This is a genomic window from Pseudomonas sp. GL-B-19 (assembly GCF_019956415.1).
Classification (GTDB): domain Bacteria; phylum Pseudomonadota; class Gammaproteobacteria; order Pseudomonadales; family Pseudomonadaceae; genus Aquipseudomonas.
Window position 1 is genome coordinate 26,229 of sequence record NZ_JAHBDK010000108.1, and the last position, 19,637, is coordinate 45,865.

25 protein-coding genes and 1 pseudogene are annotated in these 19,637 nt (G+C 53.7%); 25 read left to right on the forward strand and 1 reads right to left on the reverse strand.

What is annotated here, in order from left to right:
- Positions 1-4: 4 nt before the first annotated feature.
- From rplX to bfr, 18 genes are all read left to right on the forward strand, one after another.
- Positions 5-319 (forward strand): 50S ribosomal protein L24, encoded by a 315-nt coding sequence (rplX, locus tag KGB06_RS29075; RefSeq protein ID WP_003176416.1) that lies wholly within the window; start codon positions 5-7, stop codon positions 317-319.
- A 20-nt stretch (positions 320-339) separates the two neighbouring features.
- Positions 340-879 carry a 50S ribosomal protein L5 gene (gene rplE / locus KGB06_RS29080; protein WP_003176415.1) on the forward strand — a complete coding sequence of 180 codons (540 nt, stop codon included), beginning with the start codon at positions 340-342 and terminating at the stop codon, positions 877-879.
- A 13-nt stretch (positions 880-892) separates the two neighbouring features.
- Positions 893-1,198: a 30S ribosomal protein S14 gene (gene rpsN, locus KGB06_RS29085; protein ID WP_003176414.1), complete on the forward strand. Its 306-nt coding sequence runs from the start codon at positions 893-895 to the stop codon at positions 1,196-1,198.
- A gap of 209 nt (positions 1,199-1,407) precedes the next feature.
- Positions 1,408-1,800, forward strand: coding sequence for a 30S ribosomal protein S8 (gene rpsH / locus KGB06_RS29090; RefSeq protein WP_003186040.1), 393 nt, complete (start codon positions 1,408-1,410; stop codon positions 1,798-1,800).
- Between the two features lie 12 nt (positions 1,801-1,812).
- A complete protein-coding gene (gene rplF, locus KGB06_RS29095; RefSeq protein ID WP_007896774.1) occupies positions 1,813-2,346 on the forward strand; it encodes a 50S ribosomal protein L6 in 534 nt (177 codons plus the stop codon).
- A 10-nt stretch (positions 2,347-2,356) separates the two neighbouring features.
- A complete protein-coding gene (gene rplR, locus KGB06_RS29100) occupies positions 2,357-2,707 on the forward strand; it encodes a 50S ribosomal protein L18 (protein WP_003186037.1) in 351 nt (116 codons plus the stop codon).
- Between the two features lie 3 nt (positions 2,708-2,710).
- The gene (rpsE, locus tag KGB06_RS29105) at positions 2,711-3,211 is read left to right on the forward strand and encodes a 30S ribosomal protein S5 (RefSeq protein ID WP_007943782.1); all 501 of its coding nucleotides are present in this window, start codon (positions 2,711-2,713) and stop codon (positions 3,209-3,211) included.
- A 2-nt stretch (positions 3,212-3,213) separates the two neighbouring features.
- Complete coding sequence (gene rpmD / locus KGB06_RS29110; protein ID WP_003186033.1) at positions 3,214-3,390, forward strand: 50S ribosomal protein L30; 177 nt, start codon at positions 3,214-3,216, stop codon at positions 3,388-3,390.
- A 3-nt stretch (positions 3,391-3,393) separates the two neighbouring features.
- Positions 3,394-3,831, forward strand: coding sequence for a 50S ribosomal protein L15 (rplO, locus tag KGB06_RS29115; protein ID WP_150782519.1), 438 nt, complete (start codon positions 3,394-3,396; stop codon positions 3,829-3,831).
- On the forward strand, positions 3,832-5,160 hold the full coding sequence (secY, locus tag KGB06_RS29120) for a preprotein translocase subunit SecY (RefSeq protein ID WP_223521830.1): 1,329 nt from the start codon (positions 3,832-3,834) through the stop codon (positions 5,158-5,160). It abuts the gene before it with no gap.
- A gap of 27 nt (positions 5,161-5,187) precedes the next feature.
- Positions 5,188-5,304 (forward strand): 50S ribosomal protein L36, encoded by a 117-nt coding sequence (rpmJ, locus tag KGB06_RS29125; RefSeq protein ID WP_002555468.1) that lies wholly within the window; start codon positions 5,188-5,190, stop codon positions 5,302-5,304.
- A gap of 130 nt (positions 5,305-5,434) precedes the next feature.
- The gene (gene rpsM, locus KGB06_RS29130; protein WP_003186020.1) at positions 5,435-5,791 is read left to right on the forward strand and encodes a 30S ribosomal protein S13; all 357 of its coding nucleotides are present in this window, start codon (positions 5,435-5,437) and stop codon (positions 5,789-5,791) included.
- A gap of 30 nt (positions 5,792-5,821) precedes the next feature.
- Positions 5,822-6,211, forward strand: coding sequence for a 30S ribosomal protein S11 (rpsK, locus tag KGB06_RS29135; protein ID WP_002555466.1), 390 nt, complete (start codon positions 5,822-5,824; stop codon positions 6,209-6,211).
- Positions 6,212-6,229: 18 nt separating this feature from the next.
- A complete protein-coding gene (gene rpsD, locus KGB06_RS29140; protein WP_003210056.1) occupies positions 6,230-6,850 on the forward strand; it encodes a 30S ribosomal protein S4 in 621 nt (206 codons plus the stop codon).
- 22 nt (positions 6,851-6,872) lie between these two features.
- Entirely contained in the window at positions 6,873-7,874 is a 1,002-nt protein-coding gene (locus tag KGB06_RS29145; protein WP_003186012.1) for a DNA-directed RNA polymerase subunit alpha, read from the forward strand.
- Between the two features lie 42 nt (positions 7,875-7,916).
- The gene (gene rplQ / locus KGB06_RS29150; protein ID WP_140671918.1) at positions 7,917-8,303 is read left to right on the forward strand and encodes a 50S ribosomal protein L17; all 387 of its coding nucleotides are present in this window, start codon (positions 7,917-7,919) and stop codon (positions 8,301-8,303) included.
- Between the two features lie 189 nt (positions 8,304-8,492).
- Complete coding sequence (locus tag KGB06_RS29155; RefSeq protein WP_223521831.1) at positions 8,493-9,947, forward strand: catalase; 1,455 nt, start codon at positions 8,493-8,495, stop codon at positions 9,945-9,947.
- Positions 9,948-10,096: 149 nt separating this feature from the next.
- Positions 10,097-10,561, forward strand: a complete 465-nt coding sequence (gene bfr / locus KGB06_RS29160; RefSeq protein WP_007943775.1) for a bacterioferritin — start codon at positions 10,097-10,099, stop codon at positions 10,559-10,561.
- A 63-nt stretch (positions 10,562-10,624) separates the two neighbouring features.
- Here the strand turns inward: bfr and uvrA are convergent, their stop codons facing one another.
- The gene (gene uvrA, locus KGB06_RS29165; RefSeq protein ID WP_223521832.1) at positions 10,625-13,459 is read right to left on the reverse strand and encodes an excinuclease ABC subunit UvrA; all 2,835 of its coding nucleotides are present in this window, start codon (positions 13,457-13,459) and stop codon (positions 10,625-10,627) included.
- Positions 13,460-13,650: 191 nt separating this feature from the next.
- Here uvrA and KGB06_RS29170 point away from each other — a divergent pair, with 191 nt between their 5' ends.
- The 7 genes and pseudogenes from KGB06_RS29170 (at position 13,651) to KGB06_RS29200 (ending at position 19,550) form a co-directional block, all read left to right on the forward strand.
- Positions 13,651-15,048, forward strand: a complete 1,398-nt coding sequence (locus KGB06_RS29170; protein WP_223521833.1) for an MFS transporter — start codon at positions 13,651-13,653, stop codon at positions 15,046-15,048.
- A gap of 9 nt (positions 15,049-15,057) precedes the next feature.
- Positions 15,058-15,582, forward strand: coding sequence for a single-stranded DNA-binding protein (locus KGB06_RS29175; protein WP_223521834.1), 525 nt, complete (start codon positions 15,058-15,060; stop codon positions 15,580-15,582).
- Between the two features lie 101 nt (positions 15,583-15,683).
- On the forward strand, positions 15,684-16,070 hold the full coding sequence (locus KGB06_RS29180) for a hypothetical protein (protein ID WP_223521835.1): 387 nt from the start codon (positions 15,684-15,686) through the stop codon (positions 16,068-16,070).
- Positions 16,067-16,855 (forward strand): annotated as a pseudogene (locus KGB06_RS29185) (helix-turn-helix domain-containing protein); the annotation flags it as partial. The gene KGB06_RS29180 and the pseudogene KGB06_RS29185, both read left to right, overlap by 4 nt.
- Positions 16,856-16,878: 23 nt before the next feature.
- Entirely contained in the window at positions 16,879-17,226 is a 348-nt protein-coding gene (locus KGB06_RS30220; protein ID WP_223522034.1) for a GtrA family protein, read from the forward strand.
- Positions 17,223-18,131 (forward strand): glycosyltransferase family 2 protein, encoded by a 909-nt coding sequence (locus tag KGB06_RS29195; RefSeq protein ID WP_223521836.1) that lies wholly within the window; start codon positions 17,223-17,225, stop codon positions 18,129-18,131. The genes KGB06_RS30220 and KGB06_RS29195 overlap by 4 nt, the downstream gene beginning before the upstream one ends.
- A gap of 180 nt (positions 18,132-18,311) precedes the next feature.
- The gene (locus KGB06_RS29200) at positions 18,312-19,550 is read left to right on the forward strand and encodes a glycosyltransferase family 87 protein (protein WP_223521837.1); all 1,239 of its coding nucleotides are present in this window, start codon (positions 18,312-18,314) and stop codon (positions 19,548-19,550) included.
- Positions 19,551-19,637: the final 87 nt, after the last annotated feature.

The following is a 19,637-nucleotide window of genomic DNA, read 5'->3' on the forward strand; positions in this document are numbered from 1 at the left end:
CGACATGCAAAAGATTCGTCGTGACGACGAGATCATCGTGATCGCCGGCAAAGACAAAGGTAAGCGCGGTAAGGTGCTTAAGGTTCTCGCTAATAACCGTCTGGTTATTGGTGGTCTGAACCTGGTTAAGCGTCATACCAAGCCTAACCCGATGTCGGGCGTACAAGGCGGTATCGTCGAAAAAGAAGCTCCACTGGACGCTTCTAACGTCGCCATTTTCAACGGCGAAACCAACAAGGCTGATCGCGTTGGTTTCAAAGTAGAAGACGGCAAGAAAATTCGTGTCTTCAAGTCGACCCAAAAAGCGGTTGATGCTTGAACACTGCTAGGTAGAAGACCATGGCACGACTAAAAGAGATTTACTGGAAGGAAATCGCACCGAAGCTTAAGGAAGAACTTAAGCTTTCGAACGTGATGGAAGTTCCACGCGTTACCAAAATCACCCTGAACATGGGTCTGGGCGAAGCAGTCGGTGACAAGAAAGTCATCGAGCACGCTGTTGCCGACCTGGAAAAGATCACCGGTCAGAAAGTCGTTGTGACTTACGCTCGGAAATCCATCGCTGGCTTTAAAGTCCGTGAAGGTTGGCCGATCGGCGTCAAAGTGACCCTGCGCCGTGAGCGTATGTACGAATTCCTGGATCGTCTGCTGTCGATCTCCCTGCCTCGGGTTCGCGACTTCCGCGGCCTGAATGCCAAGTCCTTCGATGGTCGTGGTAACTACAGCATGGGCGTTAAAGAGCAGATCATCTTCCCGGAAATCGACTACGACAAGATCGATGCTCTCCGCGGTCTGGACATTACCCTGACCACCACTGCCAAGAACGATGATGAAGGTCGCGCGCTGTTGCGTGCTTTCAAATTCCCGTTCCGCAACTGATTGGAGTAGGAAAATGGCCAAGATGAGCATGAAAAACCGCGAGCTGAAGCGTCAGCTCACGGTTGCCAAGTACGCCAAAAAGCGTGCAGCACTGAAAGCAATCATCGTTGATCTGAACGCAAGTCCAGAAGCGCGTTGGGAAGCTACAGTAGCTCTGCAGAAGCAGCCACGTGACGCAAGCGCTTCGCGCATGCGTAACCGCTGCCGCCTGACCGGTCGTCCACACGGCGTTTACCGCAAGTTCGGCCTCGGCCGTAACAAGCTGCGTGAAGCTGCAATGCGTGGTGACGTGCCTGGTCTGGTTAAAGCCAGCTGGTAAGCACTATCAAAGTCTCGGCGTCCAGGTTCGCAAGATCCTGACCGCCGGTGACCTTGAACTTGAATCAAGCCCCTATTGGGGCTTGATTCATTTGTGGGGTGTGTCTAGAATACCCGGCTCGCCTGAGCCCGTGCTTTTTTCGCATGGATGAGCTCGGCGACAAGTAGTAGCCGCAAGGCTAATTTTTTTGTATTAGGAGCGTCTAGCCCATGAGTATGCAGGACCCGTTAGCGGACATGCTAACTCGAATCCGTAATGCCCAGATGGCTGAAAAGTCCGTCGTAAGCATGCCATCTTCTACTTTGAAGGTAGCTGTTGCCAAAGTCCTGAAGGACGAAGGTTACATTGCGGGTTATCAGATCAGCAGCGAAATCAAACCACTGCTGTCCATCGAGCTGAAGTACTTCGAAGGCCGTCCGGTCATCGAGGAAGTGAAGCGCGTTAGCCGTCCAGGCCTGCGTCAGTACAAGTCCGTCGATGATCTGCCAAAAGTTCGTGGCGGTCTCGGTGTGTCTATCGTCTCCACCAACAAAGGTGTGATGACGGATCGTGCTGCGCGCGCTGCCGGTGTCGGCGGCGAAGTTCTTTGCACTGTGTTCTAAGGGGGGATAAGCATGTCACGCGTCGCTAAGAACCCCGTTAAGCTGCCAGCCGGTGTCGAAGTAAAATTCGCAGGCCAACAGCTTTCGGTGAAGGGTGCCAAGGGTACTCTCGAACTGAACATCCATTCGTCCGTTGAGATCGTTGAAGAAGCTGGTGAGCTGCGTTTCGCTGCTCGCAATGGCGATCAACAAACTCGCGCAATGGCTGGTACCACTCGTGCGTTGGTAAACAACATGGTCCAAGGCGTAAGCCAAGGCTTCGAGCGCAAGCTCCAGCTGGTCGGTGTTGGTTACAAAGCGCAAGCAAAAGGCACAGTGCTGAACCTGGCTCTTGGCTTCTCGCACCCAGTGGATTATGAACTGCCGGAAGGCATCACCGCTGAGACTCCTAGCCAAACCGACATCCTGATTCGGGGTATCGATAAGCAGCTGGTAGGTCAAGTGGCCGCCGAGATCCGCGACTTCCGTCCACCAGAGCCGTACAAAGGCAAAGGTGTGCGCTACGCGGACGAAGTCGTCCGTCGTAAAGAAGCCAAGAAGAAGTAGGGCATAGCAAATGACCGACAAAAAAGTTACTCGACTGCGTCGCGCTCGCAAAGCACGCCTGAAAATGCACGAACTCGAAGTCGTGCGTCTCTGCGTGTTCCGCTCGTCGCAGCACATCTACGCCCAGGTCATTTCGGCCGACGGCAACAAAGTCCTGGCATCTGCCTCGACTTTGGATAAAGAACTGCGTGATGGCGCCACTGGCAACATCGACGCGGCCACTAAGGTTGGCCAGCTGGTCGCTACGCGTGCTAAAGCCGCTGGCGTCTCGCAGGTGGCTTTCGACCGCTCTGGCTTCAAGTACCACGGCCGCGTCAAGGCGCTGGCTGATGCTGCTCGTGAAGCTGGGCTGGAGTTCTAAGTTATGTCAAATAACGACCAAAAGCGCGACGAAGGCTACATTGAGAAGCTGGTTCAAGTTAACCGCGTAGCCAAAACCGTTAAAGGCGGCCGTATCTTCACTTTCACCGCGTTGACCGTGGTTGGTGATGGTAAAGGGCGTGTTGGCTTCGGCCGTGGCAAGTCACGTGAAGTGCCTGCTGCGATCCAGAAGGCAATGGAAGCTGCTCGTCGCAACATGATCCAAGTTGATCTGAACGGCACCACTCTGCAGTACGCAATGAAGTCCGGTCACGGCGCTTCGAAGGTGTACATGCAGCCTGCTTCTGAAGGTACCGGTATCATCGCTGGCGGCGCTATGCGTGCTGTCCTCGAAGTTGCTGGCGTTCAGAACGTTCTGGCCAAGTGCTACGGCTCGACTAACCCGGTAAACGTGGTTCACGCCACTTTCAAAGGTTTGAAAGCTATGCAGTCTCCTGAATCCATTGCCGCCAAGCGTGGCAAAAGCGTCAAGGAGATCTTCTGATCATGGCTACCGTTAAAGTTACGCTGATCAAAAGCATGACCGGCCGCATCCCTAACCACAAACTGTGCGTTAAGGGTCTGGGTCTGCGTCGCATCGGTCACACTGTAGAAGTACTTGATACTCCCGAGAATCGCGGGATGATCAACAAGGCTTACTACATGCTGCGTGTCGAGGGTTAATCGATGAAACTCAATGATCTGAGTCCAGCGCCGGGTTCCCGTCGCGAAAAGCATCGTCCGGGCCGTGGTATCGGTAGTGGTTTGGGTAAGACCGGTGGCCGTGGCCACAAAGGTCAGTCCTCCCGCTCCGGTGGCACCATTGCTCCAGGCTTTGAAGGCGGTCAACAGCCGCTGCATCGTCGCCTGCCGAAGTTCGGTTTCGTTTCCCTGAAAGCCATGGATCGCGCAGAAGTGCGTCTGTCCGAGCTGGCTAAAGTGGAAGGCGACATCGTCACCGTGCAGTCCCTGAAAGATGCCAACGTGATCAACGTCAACGTACAGCGTGTGAAAATCATGCTGTCCGGTGAAGTTACTCGCGCTGTCACCATCGGAAAGGGAGTCGGCGCCACCAAAGGTGCGCGTGCGGCTATCGAAGCAGCTGGCGGCAAGTTCGAGGAATAAATGGCTAAGCAAGGTGCTCTCTCTGCGCTCGGCAAAGGCGGTATGTCTGAACTCTGGGCTCGTCTGCGTTTTCTGTTCCTGGCGATTATCGTCTACCGAATAGGCGCACACATCCCGGTTCCAGGTATCAACCCGGACCGACTCGCGGACCTGTTTCGACAGAATGAGGGGACCATTCTTAGCTTGTTCAACATGTTTTCCGGCGGCGCGCTGGAGCGGATGAGCATCTTTGCACTGGGGATCATGCCGTACATTTCGGCATCGATCATCATGCAACTGATGACCGCCGTCAGCCCGCAGCTGGAACAGTTGAAGAAGGAAGGTGAAGCTGGCCGTCGCAAGATCAGCCAGTACACCCGCTACGGCACTGTCGTCCTCGCTCTCGTTCAGGCTATTGGCATGTCCATTGGTCTGGCGGGGCAGGGCGTTGCGTTCACTGGTGACTTTAGCTTCCATTTCGTCGCAGTAACCACTTTTGTGGCTGGTGCGATGTTCATGATGTGGCTGGGTGAGCAGATTACTGAGCGTGGTGTTGGCAACGGTATCTCGATGTTGATTTTTTCGGGTATCGTCGCCGGTCTTCCGAGAGCGATCGGGCAGTCTTTCGAGTCTGCACGTCAGGGTGATATCAACATCTTCGCCCTGGTTGCCATCGGTTTGCTGGCAGTAGCGATTATCGGTTTCGTGGTGTTCATTGAGCGTGGTCAGCGTCGTATTGCTGTTCACTACGCCAAGCGTCAGCAGGGCCGCAAGGTTTTTGCTGCGCAGACTAGCCACTTGCCGCTGAAGGTGAACATGGCCGGTGTTATTCCGGCCATTTTCGCGAGCAGCATTTTGCTGTTCCCGGCTTCGTTGGGTGCCTGGTTCGGTCAGTCTGAAGGTATGGGCTGGTTGCAGGACATCTCGCAGTCGATCGCTCCTGGTCAGCCGTTGAATATTCTGCTGTTTAGTGCAGGGATTATTTTCTTCTGCTTCTTCTATACGGCGTTGATGTTCAATCCGAAAGACGTAGCGGAAAACCTGAAGAAGTCCGGTGCCTTTATTCCGGGCATCCGTCCAGGTGAGCAGTCTGCGCGCTACATTGACGGCGTTCTGACTCGCTTGACCATGTTCGGTGCTCTTTACATGACGGCCGTGTGCTTGTTGCCCCAGTTCCTGGTGGTTGCAGCAAACGTACCGTTCTACCTTGGCGGGACCTCGTTGCTGATCGTCGTCGTGGTTGTGATGGACTTCATGTCCCAAGTACAATCGCACCTCGTTTCGCACCAGTACGAATCCCTGATGAAGAAAGCCAACCTGAAGGGTTACGGCAGCGGCATGTTGCGCTGAGTACCCATAAGGTTCGAGGAGTTGGTGATGAAAGTTCGTGCATCGGTGAAAAAGCTGTGCCGTAACTGCAAAATTATTCGCCGCGAAGGTGTTGTTCGAGTAATTTGCAGCGCGGAACCGCGTCACAAACAGCGCCAAGGCTGAGTGTGATTGTGCTTCAAGCCCGGTAGCTAGTGCGCTACCGGGTTGATTATTTGTTATTACAGCGATATTATCTCGCGCCCTATTTCTTGGCTTCCGGGGCGTAGGTAGCTGTCAATTGGAGTCCCACTGAATGGCCCGTATTGCAGGCGTTAACATTCCAGATAACAAGCATACTGTTATCTCGCTGACCTACATCTATGGTGTTGGTCGCACTACTGCACAGAAGATCTGTGCAGTGACTGGGGTAAACCCAGCCGCAAAGATCAAAGATCTGAGCGACGAGCAGATTGAACAGCTGCGTGGCGAAGTGGCGAAGTTCACCACTGAAGGTGACCTGCGTCGCGAAATCAACATGAAAATCAAGCGTTTGATGGACCTCGGTTGCTATCGCGGTCTGCGTCATCGTCGTGGTCTTCCAGTGCGCGGTCAGCGTACCAAGACTAACGCGCGTACCCGTAAAGGTCCGCGTAAGCCGATCCGCAAGTAATCGCCCCAGCGAATCGACAGGAAATTAATCATGGCTAAACCTGCTGCTCGTCCTCGTAAAAAAGTTAAAAAGACAGTGGTTGATGGCATCGCCCACATCCATGCATCTTTTAACAACACAATCGTGACCATCACCGACCGTCAAGGCAACGCTCTTTCCTGGGCTACCTCCGGTGGTTCGGGTTTCCGCGGTTCCCGCAAGTCCACCCCGTTTGCTGCTCAAGTAGCTGCTGAACGTGCTGGCCAAGCTGCGCTGGAATACGGTCTGAAAAACCTCGACGTTAACGTCAAAGGTCCAGGCCCAGGTCGTGAATCTGCAGTCCGCGCTTTGAACGGCTGTGGCTACAAGATCGCCAGCATCACCGACGTGACGCCAATCCCGCACAACGGGTGCCGTCCGCCGAAGAAGCGCCGCGTGTAATCCAGGAGATTGTAAAGAATGGCTCGTTACATTGGTCCAAAATGCAAACTCGCTCGTCGCGAAGGCACCGATCTCTTTCTGAAGAGCGGCGTGCGCGCGATCGAATCGAAGTGCAACATTGAAGCAGCACCTGGTATCCACGGCCAACGCCGCGGTCGCCAGTCCGATTACGGCACCCAACTGCGTGAAAAGCAGAAGGTCCGTCGTATCTACGGCGTTCTCGAGCGTCAATTCAGCGGCTACTACAAAGAAGCTGCTGGCAAGAAAGGTGCAACCGGTGAAAACCTGCTGCAACTGCTCGAATGCCGTCTGGACAACGTTGTATACCGTATGGGTTTTGGCTCTACTCGTGCCGAATCCCGTCAGCTGGTATCGCACAAATCCGTCAGCGTTAACGGTCAGACCGTAAACGTACCGTCTTACCAGGTTCGTGCTGGTGACGTGGTCGCGATTCGCGAGAAAGCAAAGAACCAACTTCGCATTGTCCAAGCTCTCGATCTGTGTGCCCAACGTGGCCGCGTAGAATGGGTAGAAGTAGACACTGAGAAGAAGTCGGGCGTTTTCAAGAACGTTCCAGCTCGCAGTGATCTGTCCGCCGACATCAACGAAAGCCTGATTGTCGAGCTCTACTCCAAGTAAGGGCTAGAAAATAGGTGCATCCATGCAGATTTCGGTAAATGAGTTCCTGACACCCCGCCACATTGATGTGCAGGTTGTCAGTCCAACCCGCGCCAAGATCACTCTCGAGCCTCTCGAGCGTGGTTTCGGCCACACCCTGGGCAACGCGCTGCGCCGCATCCTGTTGTCCTCAATGCCCGGCTGTGCAGTAGTCGAGGCCGAGATTGACGGTGTACTCCATGAGTACAGCGCCATCGAAGGCGTACAGGAAGACGTAATTGAAATCCTGTTGAACCTTAAAGGTCTGGCTATCAAGCTGCACGGTCGTGACGAAGTTACGCTGACCTTGTCGAAGAAGGGTTCGGGGGTGGTTACCGCTGCCGATATTCAGCTGGATCATGATGTCGAGATCGTTAACCCCGATCACGTAATCGCTAACCTGGCGTCTAACGGCGCCCTGAACATGAAGCTCACCGTAGCTCGTGGTCGTGGTTATGAACCGGCAGACTCGCGTCAGAGCGATGAAGACGAAAGCCGCAGCATCGGTCGCTTGCAGCTTGACTCTTCGTTCAGCCCGGTTCGCCGTATCGCATACGTGGTGGAAAACGCCCGTGTCGAGCAGCGTACTAACCTGGACAAGCTGGTTATTGATCTGGAAACCAACGGTACTCTGGATCCTGAAGAGGCTATCCGCCGCGCTGCAACCATTCTGCAACAGCAGTTGGCTGCGTTCGTCGATCTCAAAGGTGACAGTGAGCCAGTGGTTGTCGAGCAGGAAGACGAGATCGATCCGATCCTGCTTCGCCCGGTTGACGATCTGGAACTGACTGTACGTTCGGCTAACTGCCTTAAGGCGGAAAACATCTACTACATCGGTGACCTGATTCAGCGTACCGAAGTAGAGCTGTTGAAGACTCCGAACCTTGGCAAGAAATCCTTGACTGAAATCAAGGACGTTCTGGCCTCCCGCGGTCTGTCCCTCGGCATGCGCCTCGACAACTGGCCGCCTGCAAGTCTTAAGAAGGACGACAAGGCGACTGCCTGATCGTCGTAATCACCGAACGTCGTGTTTGGTAAGGAATGAACCATGCGTCATCGTAAAAGTGGTCGTCACCTGAGCCGCACTAGCTCGCACCGCAAGGCCATGTTTCAAAACATGGCAGTGTCGCTGTTCGAGCACGAGCTGATCAAAACTACACTGCCGAAAGCTAAAGAACTGCGTCGCGTTGCTGAGCCGCTGATCACTTTGGCCAAGACAGACAGCCTGGCTAACCGCCGTCTGGCTTTCGACCGTACTCGTTCGAAAGCTATCGTTGGTAAGCTCTTCAACGACCTGGGCAAGCGTTACGCTACCCGTGAGGGTGGCTACCTGCGCATCCTCAAGTGCGGCTTCCGCACTGGCGACAACGCGCCTATGGCGTACGTCGAGTTGGTTGATCGTGCTACTGCCGGCGAAGCTGTAACTGCCGAGTAAGACGTCAGTCTGAAACGAAGAACCGGGCCTAGTGCCCGGTTTTTTGTGGGCGTTCGAAAAGTGCTGTGAACGTTAGTTATTTTCTATCGACACTGAAAGGTTAATGAATTTGTAGGTGTAACGTTGGTGATCAATACTCCTTGTCAGCCGATTATCCGGCAGTGAAAGACTGACAAAGGAAGAGATCGCATGAGCCAAAGTAAAACGCTTACCACAGCCAGTGGCGCTCCTGTCGCCGATAACCAGAATTCCCGCTCCGCCGGCCCACGTGGCCCACTGCTGCTCGACGACTTTCATCTGATCGAGAAGCTTGCCCACTTCAACCGTGAAAACATCCCGGAGCGCCGTGTGCACGCCAAAGGTTCGGGTGCCTACGGCACGTTCACCGTCACGCGTGACATCACCCGGTACACCAGCGCCAAACTGTTCGAGGTCGTTGGTAAGCAAGCCCCTACCTTCCTGCGGTTTTCCACCGTCGGCGGTGAGCGTGGTTCGGCCGATACCGAACGCGATCCACGAGGCTTCGCCCTGAAGTTCTATACCGAAGAAGGCAACTGGGACATCGTCGGCAACAACACGCCGGTGTTTTTCATTCGCGATCCTTTGAAATTTCCGGACTTCATTCACACTCAAAAACGCCTGCCGCAAAGCAATCTGAAAAGCGCACAGATGATGTGGGACTTCTGGTCGCATTCGCCTGAGACGCTGCACCAGGTCACCATCCTGTTCTCGGATCGAGGCATTCCTGACGGCTACCGTCACATGCATGGCTTCGGTAGCCATACCTACAGCCTGATCAACGCCAATGGCGAGCGGCACTGGGTGAAGTGGCACTACAAGACCCAACAAGGGATCAAGAACCTCGCGCCAGCAGAAGCAGTGCGCCTGGCAGGCATCGATCCGGATTACGCACAGCGCGACTTGTTCGGCGCTATCGAACGCGGTGACTTCCCGAAATGGCGCGTTTGCATCCAGGTCATGACCGAGGCTCAAGCCGCGGTGCACTACGAGAACCCGTTCGATGTGACAAAAACCTGGTCACAGAAAGAGTTTCCGCTGATCGAAGTCGGTGAACTGGAGCTCAATCGCAATCCGCTGAACTACTTTGCTGAAGTCGAGCAGGCGGCGTTCGGTCCGAGCAATATGGTGCCAGGCGTTGGTTTGTCACCTGACCGCATGCTCCAAGGTCGCGTGTTTGCTTACGCGGATGCGCACCGCTACCGCATTGGCACCAATCACCAGCAACTGCCGGTGAACGCGCCTCGCAGCCCGGTGAACAGCTACCAACGTGATGGGTCGATGGCATTTGGCAGTAACGGCGGTGCGGCACCTAACTATGAGCCGAATAGCTACGTCGAATCGCCGAAGCAAGCGCCTCGTTATGCTGAGCCGCCATTGGCGTTGAGCGGTGCGGCTGATCGCTACAATCACCGCGAAGATACCGATTACTACAGCCACGCCGGTGCGTTGTTCCGTTTGATGAGCGACGAGCAGAAAGCGCTGCTGGTCAGCAACATTGCCGCCGCAATGGCCGGGGTTTCCAGTGATGTGGTTGACCGGCAATTACAGCATTTCTACAAAGCCGATCCGGCGTATGGAGAAGCAATCGCAAAGCTGCTCAACGTACAGCTTAACGAAGTCTAAATGAGAAGCAGAACCGCCCTTGTTTGGGCGGTTTTTGCGTTATTTAAACTACTTTTCTCAGAATATCTTCGCTTTTATCGCGCAAACGAAGTGACCAAACGGTCGCCTTGGTCCAAACTACAGACTTTCAAGCAGGGAGATGTAGGGCGATGCAAGGCCACCCAGACGTAATCGATTACCTCAACACGTTGCTGACCGGCGAACTGGCGGCGCGTGATCAATATTTCGTCCATTCGCGGATGTATGAGGACTGGGGTTTCACCAAGCTCTACGAACGTATCAACCACGAGATGGAAGAAGAGGCCGGGCATGCTGATGCCCTGATGCGCCGGATTCTGATGCTCGAAGGGACGCCTCGCATGCGTCCGGACGACCTTGATGTCGGCACCACCGTGCCGGACATGCTCGCCGCCGACCTGCGACTGGAATACAAAGTCCGCGCCGCGCTCTGCAAGGGCATCAAACTCTGCGAGCAGCACAAGGACTATGTCAGCCGCGAGATGCTGCGGGTTCAATTGCATGACACCGAAGAAGACCACACCTACTGGCTTGAAAAGCAGATGGGTCTGATCAAATTGATCGGTCTCGAGAACTACCTGCAGTCCCACGCCTGATTGCACCGATACAAAAAGCCCCTGTCACTGAGCAAGTGACAGGGGCTTTTTTTGTAGCCGGATTCAGGCCCGATCGCGCTCCAGCAGCGGCTTGAGGTAGAAGCCGGTGTGAGACTGCTTCATCTCGGACACTTCTTCCGGAGTACCGACGGCAATGATCTGCCCGCCCTTGGAACCGCCTTCCGGACCCAGGTCCACCAACCAGTCAGCGGTCTTGATCACGTCGAGGTTATGCTCGATTACCACCACGGTGTTTCCGTGGTCACGCAGTCGATGCAGTACATCGAGCAGTTGCTGGATGTCCGCGAAGTGCAGGCCAGTGGTTGGCTCGTCGAGGATGTACAGCGTCTTGCCGGTATCGCGCTTGGACAATTCGCGGGACAGCTTGACCCGCTGCGCCTCACCACCGGACAGCGTGGTCGCCGATTGCCCCAGCTTGATGTAAGACAGGCCCACATCCATCAGCGTCTGAAGCTTGCGCGCCAGTGCCGGAACTGCGTCGAAGAACACCCGGGCTTCCTCGATGGTCATCTCGAGGGTTTCGTGGATGCTCTTGCCCTTGTACTTGATCTCAAGGGTTTCGCGGTTGTAGCGCTTGCTCTTGCAGACGTCGCACGGGACATAGATGTCGGGCAGGAAGTGCATTTCCACCTTGATCAAACCGTCGCCCTGGCAGGCCTCGCAACGTCCACCCTTTACGTTGAAGGAGAAGCGTCCCGGGCCGTAACCGCGTGAGCGAGATTCCGGTACGCCGGCGAACAGCTCGCGAATCGGTGTGAACAGCCCGGTATAGGTGGCGGGGTTGGAGCGTGGCGTACGGCCGATAGGGCTTTGGTCGATGTCGACGACCTTGTCCAGATGTTCCAGTCCCTTGATGCTGTCGTGCGCGGCAGCTTCCAGCGTCGTAGCGCCGTTGAGGGCTGTGGCGCTCAGGGGAAACAACGTGTTGTTGATCAGCGTCGACTTGCCGGAGCCGGACACGCCGGTCACGCAGGTCAGCAGGCCGATCGGGATGTCCAGGTCGACATTGCGCAAGTTGTTACCGCGAGCACCCTTCAGCGACAGTGACAACTTCTTGTTGCGCGGTGTGCGATTGGCCGGAACGGCAATCTTCACCCGACCCGACAAGTACTTGCCGGTCAACGAGTCAGGGTGAGCCATGACCTCGGCCGGTGTACCTTCGGCAACAATATGCCCGCCGTGTATGCCAGCGCCCGGACCGATATCCACAACGTAGTCCGCCAGGCGAATCGCGTCTTCGTCGTGCTCGACCACTATCACTGTGTTGCCGATATCGCGCAGGTGCTTGAGCGTACCGAGCAATCGATCGTTGTCCCGTTGGTGCAGACCAATCGACGGCTCGTCGAGGATGTACAGAACGCCCACAAGGCCTGCGCCGATCTGGCTGGCCAGACGGATCCGCTGAGCTTCACCACCGGACAAGGTGTCGGCACTGCGATCCAGCGACAAGTAGTCGAGGCCCACGTTGACCAGGAACTGCAGACGCTCGCGGATTTCCTTGAGAATCTTGTCGGCGATTTCGCCGCGACGGCCAGTCAGCTTCAGCACGCCGAAGTATTCACAGGCGTCGCCAATCGGCAGATTTGTCACTGCCGGCAGCGTCTTCTCACCCACCCAAACGTGCCGCGCCTCGCGACGCAGACGCGTGCCACGGCAATCCGGGCATGGCTGAGTGCTGAGGAACTTGGCCAGCTCTTCACGCACCGAAGCGGACTCGGTTTCGCGATAGCGGCGTTCAAGGTTCGGCACGATGCCTTCGAACGGGTGTGAGCGTTTAACGATGTCGCCACGGTCATTCAGGTATTTGAAATCGACGTTCTGCGAGCCGCTCCCATGCAGGATGAATTTCTGCTGATCGGCCGGCAGTTCGTTGAACGGTACTTCGAGGCTGAATTTGTAGTGGGACGCTAACGACCCGAGCATCTGGAAGTAATAGACGTTGCGCCTGTCCCAGCCACGAATCGCACCCTCGGCCAGTGTCAGCTCGCCGTTCACCAGGCGCTTGATGTCGAAAAACTGCTTCACGCCCAGGCCATCGCAAGTCGGGCACGCGCCGGCCGGGTTGTTGAAAGAGAAGAGCTTGGGTTCCAGTTCACTGATGGCATGGCCGCAAATCGGGCAAGCGAAGCGGGCGGAGAAGATCATCTCTTCACCCGGCTCGTCGTCCATCGGCGCAACCAGCGCAATGCCGTCAGCCAGCTTCAGTGCGGTCTCGAACGACTCGGCCAGACGCTGTTGCAGGTCGGCGCGAACCTTGAAGCGATCGACCACGACATCGATCGTGTGCTTCTTCTGTTTATCCAGCTTCGGCAACTCGTCCAGCTCGCAGAGCCGACCGTTGACTCGCGCCCGCACAAAACCTTGCGCGCGCAATTCTTCGAATACCGACAGATGTTCGCCTTTGCGCTCGCGGATCACCGGCGCCAGCAGCATCAGTTTGCTGCCTTCCGGCTGGGTGAGGACCAGGTCGACCATCTGGCTGACGGTCTGCGCTTCCAGTGGAATGTCGTGATCGGGGCAGCGCGGAATACCCACGCGTGCATACAGCAATCGCAGGTAATCGTAGATTTCGGTGATGGTGCCGACTGTCGAGCGCGGATTGTGCGAGGTCGACTTCTGCTCGATGGAAATGGCCGGCGACAAACCTTCGATGGTGTCGACGTCAGGTTTTTCCATCATCGACAAAAACTGCCGGGCGTAGGCCGACAACGATTCGACGTAGCGGCGCTGGCCTTCGGCGTACAGCGTGTCGAATGCCAGGGACGATTTGCCCGACCCGGACAGGCCGGTGATGACGATCAGCTTGTCCCGTGGCAGGGTCAGGTCGATGTTCTTCAGGTTGTGGGTCCGGGCCCCACGAATCAGGATCTTGTCCAAAGTAGCCTCGCTTGGCGGGCGTCGAAAACGTAGGAGTATACGGCCAAATACTGGATGGATGCACACTGTCAAACGAGTGGGTGATTGTCTTACATGAAGAGTCTGTCAGCGGAACGCGTCAAAGCGTCGCGATATACCCTGTCATTCGATGGGACTGGTAGAATCGCGGCCGGTTCACATGAGGTTTTTCCATGCACGATCCCCACAGCGAACGCATGAGTGGCAGTGAGACCCGCGCAGCAAGCGGTCTGGCCCTTGTGTTCGCCTTCCGTATGCTTGGCATGTTCATGGTGTTGCCGGTACTGGCGACCTATGGGATGGATCTGGCAGGCGCAACACCGGCCCTCATCGGGCTGGCGATCGGCGCTTACGGCCTGACCCAGGCAATCTTCCAGATTCCTTTCGGCATCATTTCCGACCGTATTGGTCGTCGTCCGGTTATTTACCTGGGGCTGATCGTCTTCGCCCTGGGTAGCGTACTGGCGGCCAATGCCGATTCGATCTGGGGCGTTATCGCCGGACGAATCCTGCAAGGCGCGGGGGCGATTTCTGCCGCCGTCATGGCGTTGTTGTCAGACCTGACTCGCGAACAGCATCGGACCAAAGCGATGGCCATGATCGGCATGACGATAGGCCTGTCGTTCGCTGTCGCCATGGTGGTAGGGCCGTTGCTGACCCGTGCCTTCGGCCTGTCCGGGCTGTTCCTCGCTACGGGCGGCATGGCGCTGTTCGGCATCGTGATTGTGATGTTCATGGTGCCGAAATCCACCGGACCATTGCAGCACCGCGAGTCTGGTGTCGCGCGCCAGGCGCTGATGCCGACGCTCAAGCATCCGGACCTGTTGCGTCTGGACCTGGGCATTTTTGTGTTGCACGCGATGTTGATGTCGAGCTTCGTTGCCTTGCCTTTGGCACTGGTCGAAAAAGCCGGTCTGCCTAAAGAGCAGCACTGGTGGGTGTACCTGACCGCGCTGCTGATTTCTTTCTTCGCCATGATCCCGTTCATTATCTACGGCGAGAAGAAACGCAAAATGAAACGAGTTTTATTGGGCGCAGTGCTGACGCTGATGCTCACTGAGCTATTCTTCTGGCAGTTCGGCGATAGCTTGCGGGCTCTGGTGATCGGGACTGTGGTGTTTTTCACCGCGTTCAATCTGCTGGAAGCTTCGTTGCCTTCGCTGATCAGCAAGGTTTCACCAGCAGGTGGCAAGGGCACGGCGATGGGGGTTTATTCCACCAGCCAGTTCCTCGGTTCGGCACTGGGCGGTATTCTCGGCGGCTGGATGTATCAGCATGGCGGTCTGTCGGTTGTGTTCCTTGGATGCGCCGGTCTGGCTGCCCTCTGGTTGGCCTTTGCTGTTACCATGCGTGAACCTCCCTACGTGACGAGTCTGCGCTTGCCGTTGTCGCCCGAGGCGATCCGCGAAGCGGGTCTGGTCGAGCGCCTGAAGGCTGTCGTAGGGGTAACAGATGCAGTGATCGTCGCAGACGAAGCGGCGATTTACATCAAATTGGACACCGAACTATTGGATCGCACCACCCTCGAGCGCCTGGTGAACAACCCGGCCGAGGCAGCGTGCGTAGCCTAGGAGAACGTTATGGCCCGTGGGGTTAACAAAGTCATATTGGTCGGCACTTGCGGCCAGGATCCCGAAGTTCGCTACTTGCCTAACGGTAACGCCGTGACCAACCTGAGTCTGGCGACCAGCGAACAATGGACCGACAAGCAAACCGGTCAGAAAGTCGAGAAGACCGAATGGCACCGTGTGTCGATGTTCGGCAAGGTTGCCGAAATCGCCGGCGAATACCTGCGTAAAGGCTCGCAGGTGTACATCGAAGGCAAGCTTCAGACCCGCGAGTGGGAAAAAGACGGTATCAAGCGTTACACCACTGAAATCGTGGTCGACATGCAAGGCACCATGCAACTGCTGGGCGGCCGTCCACAACAGGGCGACCAACAAGGCGGGGGCAATAACTACCAGCAATCCGCTCCGGCACCACGCCAACAGGCTCCGCGTCCGCAGCAGTCGACACCGCAGCAGTCGCGTCCGGCTCCACAGCAGCAGGCCGCTCCTCAGCCGGCTCCGGATTTCGACAGCTTTGATGACGATATCCCGTTCTGACCCTCATAAGAGAAGAGTGTAAGGTTTAGCCTCGAAACCCCCGATCGGTCCTCTTGACCGGTCGGGGGTTTTCTTTTGCGCACCATTTTGTAGGAGCCGGCTTGCTGGCGATCAAGGCCCTGTACGCCTGGCAGAGTTACTACTGCATTGATATCGAATCGCGCTTTTCGTGCTGCGAGCTGCTTCAAGCTCATGAAGTGCATTCTTTGCGCGATTTCATGCAGAAACTGTTGGTTGACGAGAATAACGGCAAGGTCGTTTCGATTTCCCTCCGAGGCAAAACGGTCAGCACAAGCAACCAATATGCGCACATGTCAGTGATTGCCGATTACCTCGACTTCCTCGCGGGTCAGCTTCAAACGCCATCTACGCAGGGCAGTGAAAATATCAAGCGAATGGCTTATGCGCCAATAGTGGAATGGACGAGTGCCTCCCTGAAAACAAGCTATGCTTCCACCGTCAGCGCAGGGATGGAGGCGAACAGGTGAACTTCCAAAATATCACCCTTACTTCGGAAACATGTACGGAACTCATTCGTAGTATCAGGACTGCCACCACCAGTAAGCCTAGAGGCTGGCGCGTTCGGGTGATCCTATTGGCCTCCCAAGGCTGCTCGCGGGTTGAAATAGCCCAAGTGGCCGGGTTTTCACTACGTTCAGTAACACGATGGTGCAACAGTTTCCAAGAACAAAAATTGGCGGGCTTGATCGATAAACAGGAACGCTGGCATACGATGTTGTTACCATCGAATGCACTAAGTGGAGTGCTTGAGAAGGTAGTTCAAGCACGTGTCGGACAGCATTGCTGGAGTTGGCGAAGCACGGCGCGAGTCGCTGACATGTCACCGGCCAGCGTCCAGCATATATGGGCTGCCACCTACGTAAAACCCCATCTGACACGTACCTTCAAACTGTCCAACGATACAATCCGTGAAGAAAAATTCTGGGATGTCATTGGGCTGTATTCCGATTCGCCGGATAAGACCTCGGTGATCTGTTGCGATGCAAGAATCCAGGTTCATGCCCTTGAGTGTACTCCGTTAGGACTAACTCTGAGCATCGATAATATCCGCACACAATCGCACGATTATCTTCAGAGATGCTTGATCAGTTGCATCGAGCGCCAACACCGGTATCAAAAGTGGCTGGAGCGATGCAAATTTTTCCACATGCATTTCGCTCAAACGTCCAGTTCGCGGATGAGAGTGGAGCGTTTTTTTCGTGACATAATCCTGTATCTATGTACTGGCGGCGTCGACTCGATTCATAAACTTACGGGTAAGAATCCATGCAATTTATGAGATATTTATTTGTAGGGATATTAAATACTTTTACACACTGGTTAGTCTTTTTTGTTTTTTATTTCTTACTCACGAGCAATCAAATTATTTGCAACGGCTCTGCTTTTTTTTGCAGTCGCAGTGAGTTTTTTATTAATTCCAAATGGACATTTAAAAAGGAAGCTACTGGGTGGAGATATTTTCTATATGCCGGATTCATGGGAGGAATAGCTACTAGCATTGGAGCCATATCCAACATAGTAAATCTGAATCCAGTATTCACACTAATGTTGTTTTCTGTCACAGGCTTGGCTGTTGGCTTTGTTTACTCAAGGTTTTTTGTATTCGGAGAGCAGACTCCATGAAAATATCTTTAGTAGTTCCAATCTACAATGAACAAGAGGCGCTGCCTATTTTTTATGAATGTATAAGAGGGCGGAGTGACCTGAGCAATTATGATATTGAAATAGTTTTTGTTAACGATGGAAGCAGTGATGAAAGTGCAAATATTATTTATGGCTTTATGAAAAATGACGCTCTGGTTAAGCTGGTAGAATTCACGAGGAATTTCGGCAAAGAACCTGCACTTTTTGCTGGGCTTGAGTGCTCATCGGGAGAGGCCGTCATCCCAATTGATGTTGACTTACAAGACCCTATCGAAGTAGTGAGTCGACTGATTGAAAAATGGCTGGATGGTGCTAGTATTGTCTTGGCTAAACGTATTGATAGACATAGTGACTCCATGCTTAAAAGAAAAAGCGCTGAGTGGTTTTATAAGCTTCACAACAAAATAAGCCAGCTTAAGATAGAAGAAAACGTCGGGGATTTTCGATTGTTATCACGTCAGGTCGTTGATAACATTTTACTGCTACCCGAAAGAAACCTATTCATGAAAGATATATTATCATGGGTAGGCGGAAAAACTGAGGTCGTAGAATATTGTAGGCCTGAGCGTATCGCGGGAAAAAGCAAGTTTAACGGATGGAAATTGTGGAATCTAGCAGTAGAGGGGATCACTAGCTGCTCAACTGTCCCTTTGAGGGTTTGGACATACATAGGATTTGGCGTTGCCTTGGTTGCGTTTTTATATGCAGCATGGATGATCTTAGATAAGATTTTTTTTGGAAATCAAGTTCCTGGATATCCTTCATTGATGACGGTAATATTATTTATAGGTGGAATCCAGTTGATTGGTATCGGTGTGTTAGGAGAGTATATCGGAAGAATATATATAGAGGTAAAAGGAAGGCCGAAATACATAAAAAAATAAATTTACAGTGCATAAAATCGAAGCCAGCAGGAGCGCACGCTGACACGCATGCAAGCAGTAAAGAGTCTAAGAGCTGGAGGTTCAGATGGATCAGGATGTGAGGTGATTCACGCAGTGATGACTAGACTGCTTTATGCGTCGATCAGAAAATGCATGACATCTATAACATAGGGAACCCCGATGAAAAATCAGCTAACCGCTGTTGCATACAAGGTAAGCCCCGAGCTAAGCAGAATAATAATTCTTGCGTGCGTAGGGATCTTAGTGTTCATGGCTATTGATTTCCAATACCCATCCCTTTTCAGAACAGAAAAGGCTCTAACTGACTTCGATGCATTTTATGTCTCAGGAAAAATGTTTTGGGATGGCACCCTCAACCAAGCCTACCATTATAAAGATTTTTTTGAAGCACAACAAAAACTCTATGGGACAAGCACCTTTATGGTGTGGTCATACCCGCCACAATTTAATTTTATCACTGCGGCGCTAGCAGTGCTCCCGGCCGGATTGGCATACTTTACGTTTACCGGACTGACGTTTGCATCATACCTACTCACAATCAAGTCAATATCCTCAGAATATTTTGGTAGCGTTATTTTGGCAATTTTCCCCGCCATACTCTTAAATATAAGATCAGGTCAAAATGGTTTCCTTACAGGCACAATTGTCGGGTTGTTTTTTTTGGCCTTTATGAAGCGTAAAGCTGTAGCAGGACTGCCTCTAGGGCTGATGATTATAAAGCCACATCTCGCTGTTGGTATAACGGTCCTTGCTTTGATCAGTAAAAGATGGTCAGCCTTGGGAGTCGCACTCCTGACGGTCACACTGACCTTAATAGCGTCTATGATTATATTTGGGCCAAGTATATGGCTTGCGTTTGCTGAAGGAATGAAGGATACAAGCCGCCTCTTAGCACTTGGGGCTTTCCCATCATTCCGGATGACATCGATTTACGCCACGATTCACGAATTCGGAGTTCCTTCTGCAATCGCATTGACCATACAGCTTTTAGCAGCAGTTATAGCGTGTTCGACAATAGCAATATCTTATATCAAGCTAAAAAACCCAAGACATATAATTGGGATAACCGCTACAGCCTCGCTATACATAAGCCCTTACAGTTTCGACTACGACTTAACACTACTAGGGATCTCTGCCGCAGCACTACTGCCATATATCGCAAGCCGAGCAAAACCAATCGAAATATTTGTATTGTTTTTTTTATCGTGGGCTGCCTGTGGGTCGGGGTTGGTGCAGTCTACACTGATAGGAAATAAATATACCAATATAGAAACCACCCATACTGATCCAGTCTATGCACTTTCCAGCATAGCACTCATCCTATTGACCATGCTCACCCTGCACATACTTTTAAGAGGGCGGTTGCAGGAGCTGAGTGCAACACGGCTATTGAATTGAAGCAGGAGTCTCATGTTGCAAACCCATGAGTCTGAGTGAATACCTCGACTGGACACACAGCCAGTTAAATCGCTTGCGTGGTCGGAT

What these genes read in the sequence shown, in the direction of transcription:
- rplE (WP_003176415.1), top strand. Translation starts at nt 340, where the DNA reads ATGGCACGACTAAAAGAGATTTACTGGAAGGAAATCGCACCGAAGCTT.
- KGB06_RS29145 (WP_003186012.1), top strand. Translation starts at nt 6,873, where the DNA reads ATGCAGATTTCGGTAAATGAGTTCCTGACACCCCGCCACATTGATGTG.
- rpsD (WP_003210056.1), top strand. Translation starts at nt 6,230, where the DNA reads ATGGCTCGTTACATTGGTCCAAAATGCAAACTCGCTCGTCGCGAAGGC.
- KGB06_RS29200 (WP_223521837.1), top strand. Translation starts at nt 18,312, where the DNA reads ATGAAAAATCAGCTAACCGCTGTTGCATACAAGGTAAGCCCCGAGCTA.
- KGB06_RS29170 (WP_223521833.1), top strand. Translation starts at nt 13,651, where the DNA reads ATGCACGATCCCCACAGCGAACGCATGAGTGGCAGTGAGACCCGCGCA.
- rpsH (WP_003186040.1), top strand. Translation starts at nt 1,408, where the DNA reads ATGAGTATGCAGGACCCGTTAGCGGACATGCTAACTCGAATCCGTAAT.
- rplX (WP_003176416.1), top strand. Translation starts at nt 5, where the DNA reads ATGCAAAAGATTCGTCGTGACGACGAGATCATCGTGATCGCCGGCAAA.
- KGB06_RS29195 (WP_223521836.1), top strand. Translation starts at nt 17,223, where the DNA reads ATGAAAATATCTTTAGTAGTTCCAATCTACAATGAACAAGAGGCGCTG.
- rplF (WP_007896774.1), top strand. Translation starts at nt 1,813, where the DNA reads ATGTCACGCGTCGCTAAGAACCCCGTTAAGCTGCCAGCCGGTGTCGAA.
- secY (WP_223521830.1), top strand. Translation starts at nt 3,832, where the DNA reads ATGGCTAAGCAAGGTGCTCTCTCTGCGCTCGGCAAAGGCGGTATGTCT.
- rpsE (WP_007943782.1), top strand. Translation starts at nt 2,711, where the DNA reads ATGTCAAATAACGACCAAAAGCGCGACGAAGGCTACATTGAGAAGCTG.
- KGB06_RS29155 (WP_223521831.1), top strand. Translation starts at nt 8,493, where the DNA reads ATGAGCCAAAGTAAAACGCTTACCACAGCCAGTGGCGCTCCTGTCGCC.
- rpsM (WP_003186020.1), top strand. Translation starts at nt 5,435, where the DNA reads ATGGCCCGTATTGCAGGCGTTAACATTCCAGATAACAAGCATACTGTT.
- rplR (WP_003186037.1), top strand. Translation starts at nt 2,357, where the DNA reads ATGACCGACAAAAAAGTTACTCGACTGCGTCGCGCTCGCAAAGCACGC.
- rpsK (WP_002555466.1), top strand. Translation starts at nt 5,822, where the DNA reads ATGGCTAAACCTGCTGCTCGTCCTCGTAAAAAAGTTAAAAAGACAGTG.
- KGB06_RS30220 (WP_223522034.1), top strand. Translation starts at nt 16,879, where the DNA reads ATGAGATATTTATTTGTAGGGATATTAAATACTTTTACACACTGGTTA.
- rpmD (WP_003186033.1), top strand. Translation starts at nt 3,214, where the DNA reads ATGGCTACCGTTAAAGTTACGCTGATCAAAAGCATGACCGGCCGCATC.
- rpmJ (WP_002555468.1), top strand. Translation starts at nt 5,188, where the DNA reads ATGAAAGTTCGTGCATCGGTGAAAAAGCTGTGCCGTAACTGCAAAATT.
- bfr (WP_007943775.1), top strand. Translation starts at nt 10,097, where the DNA reads ATGCAAGGCCACCCAGACGTAATCGATTACCTCAACACGTTGCTGACC.
- rplO (WP_150782519.1), top strand. Translation starts at nt 3,394, where the DNA reads ATGAAACTCAATGATCTGAGTCCAGCGCCGGGTTCCCGTCGCGAAAAG.
- KGB06_RS29175 (WP_223521834.1), top strand. Translation starts at nt 15,058, where the DNA reads ATGGCCCGTGGGGTTAACAAAGTCATATTGGTCGGCACTTGCGGCCAG.
- rpsN (WP_003176414.1), top strand. Translation starts at nt 893, where the DNA reads ATGGCCAAGATGAGCATGAAAAACCGCGAGCTGAAGCGTCAGCTCACG.
- rplQ (WP_140671918.1), top strand. Translation starts at nt 7,917, where the DNA reads ATGCGTCATCGTAAAAGTGGTCGTCACCTGAGCCGCACTAGCTCGCAC.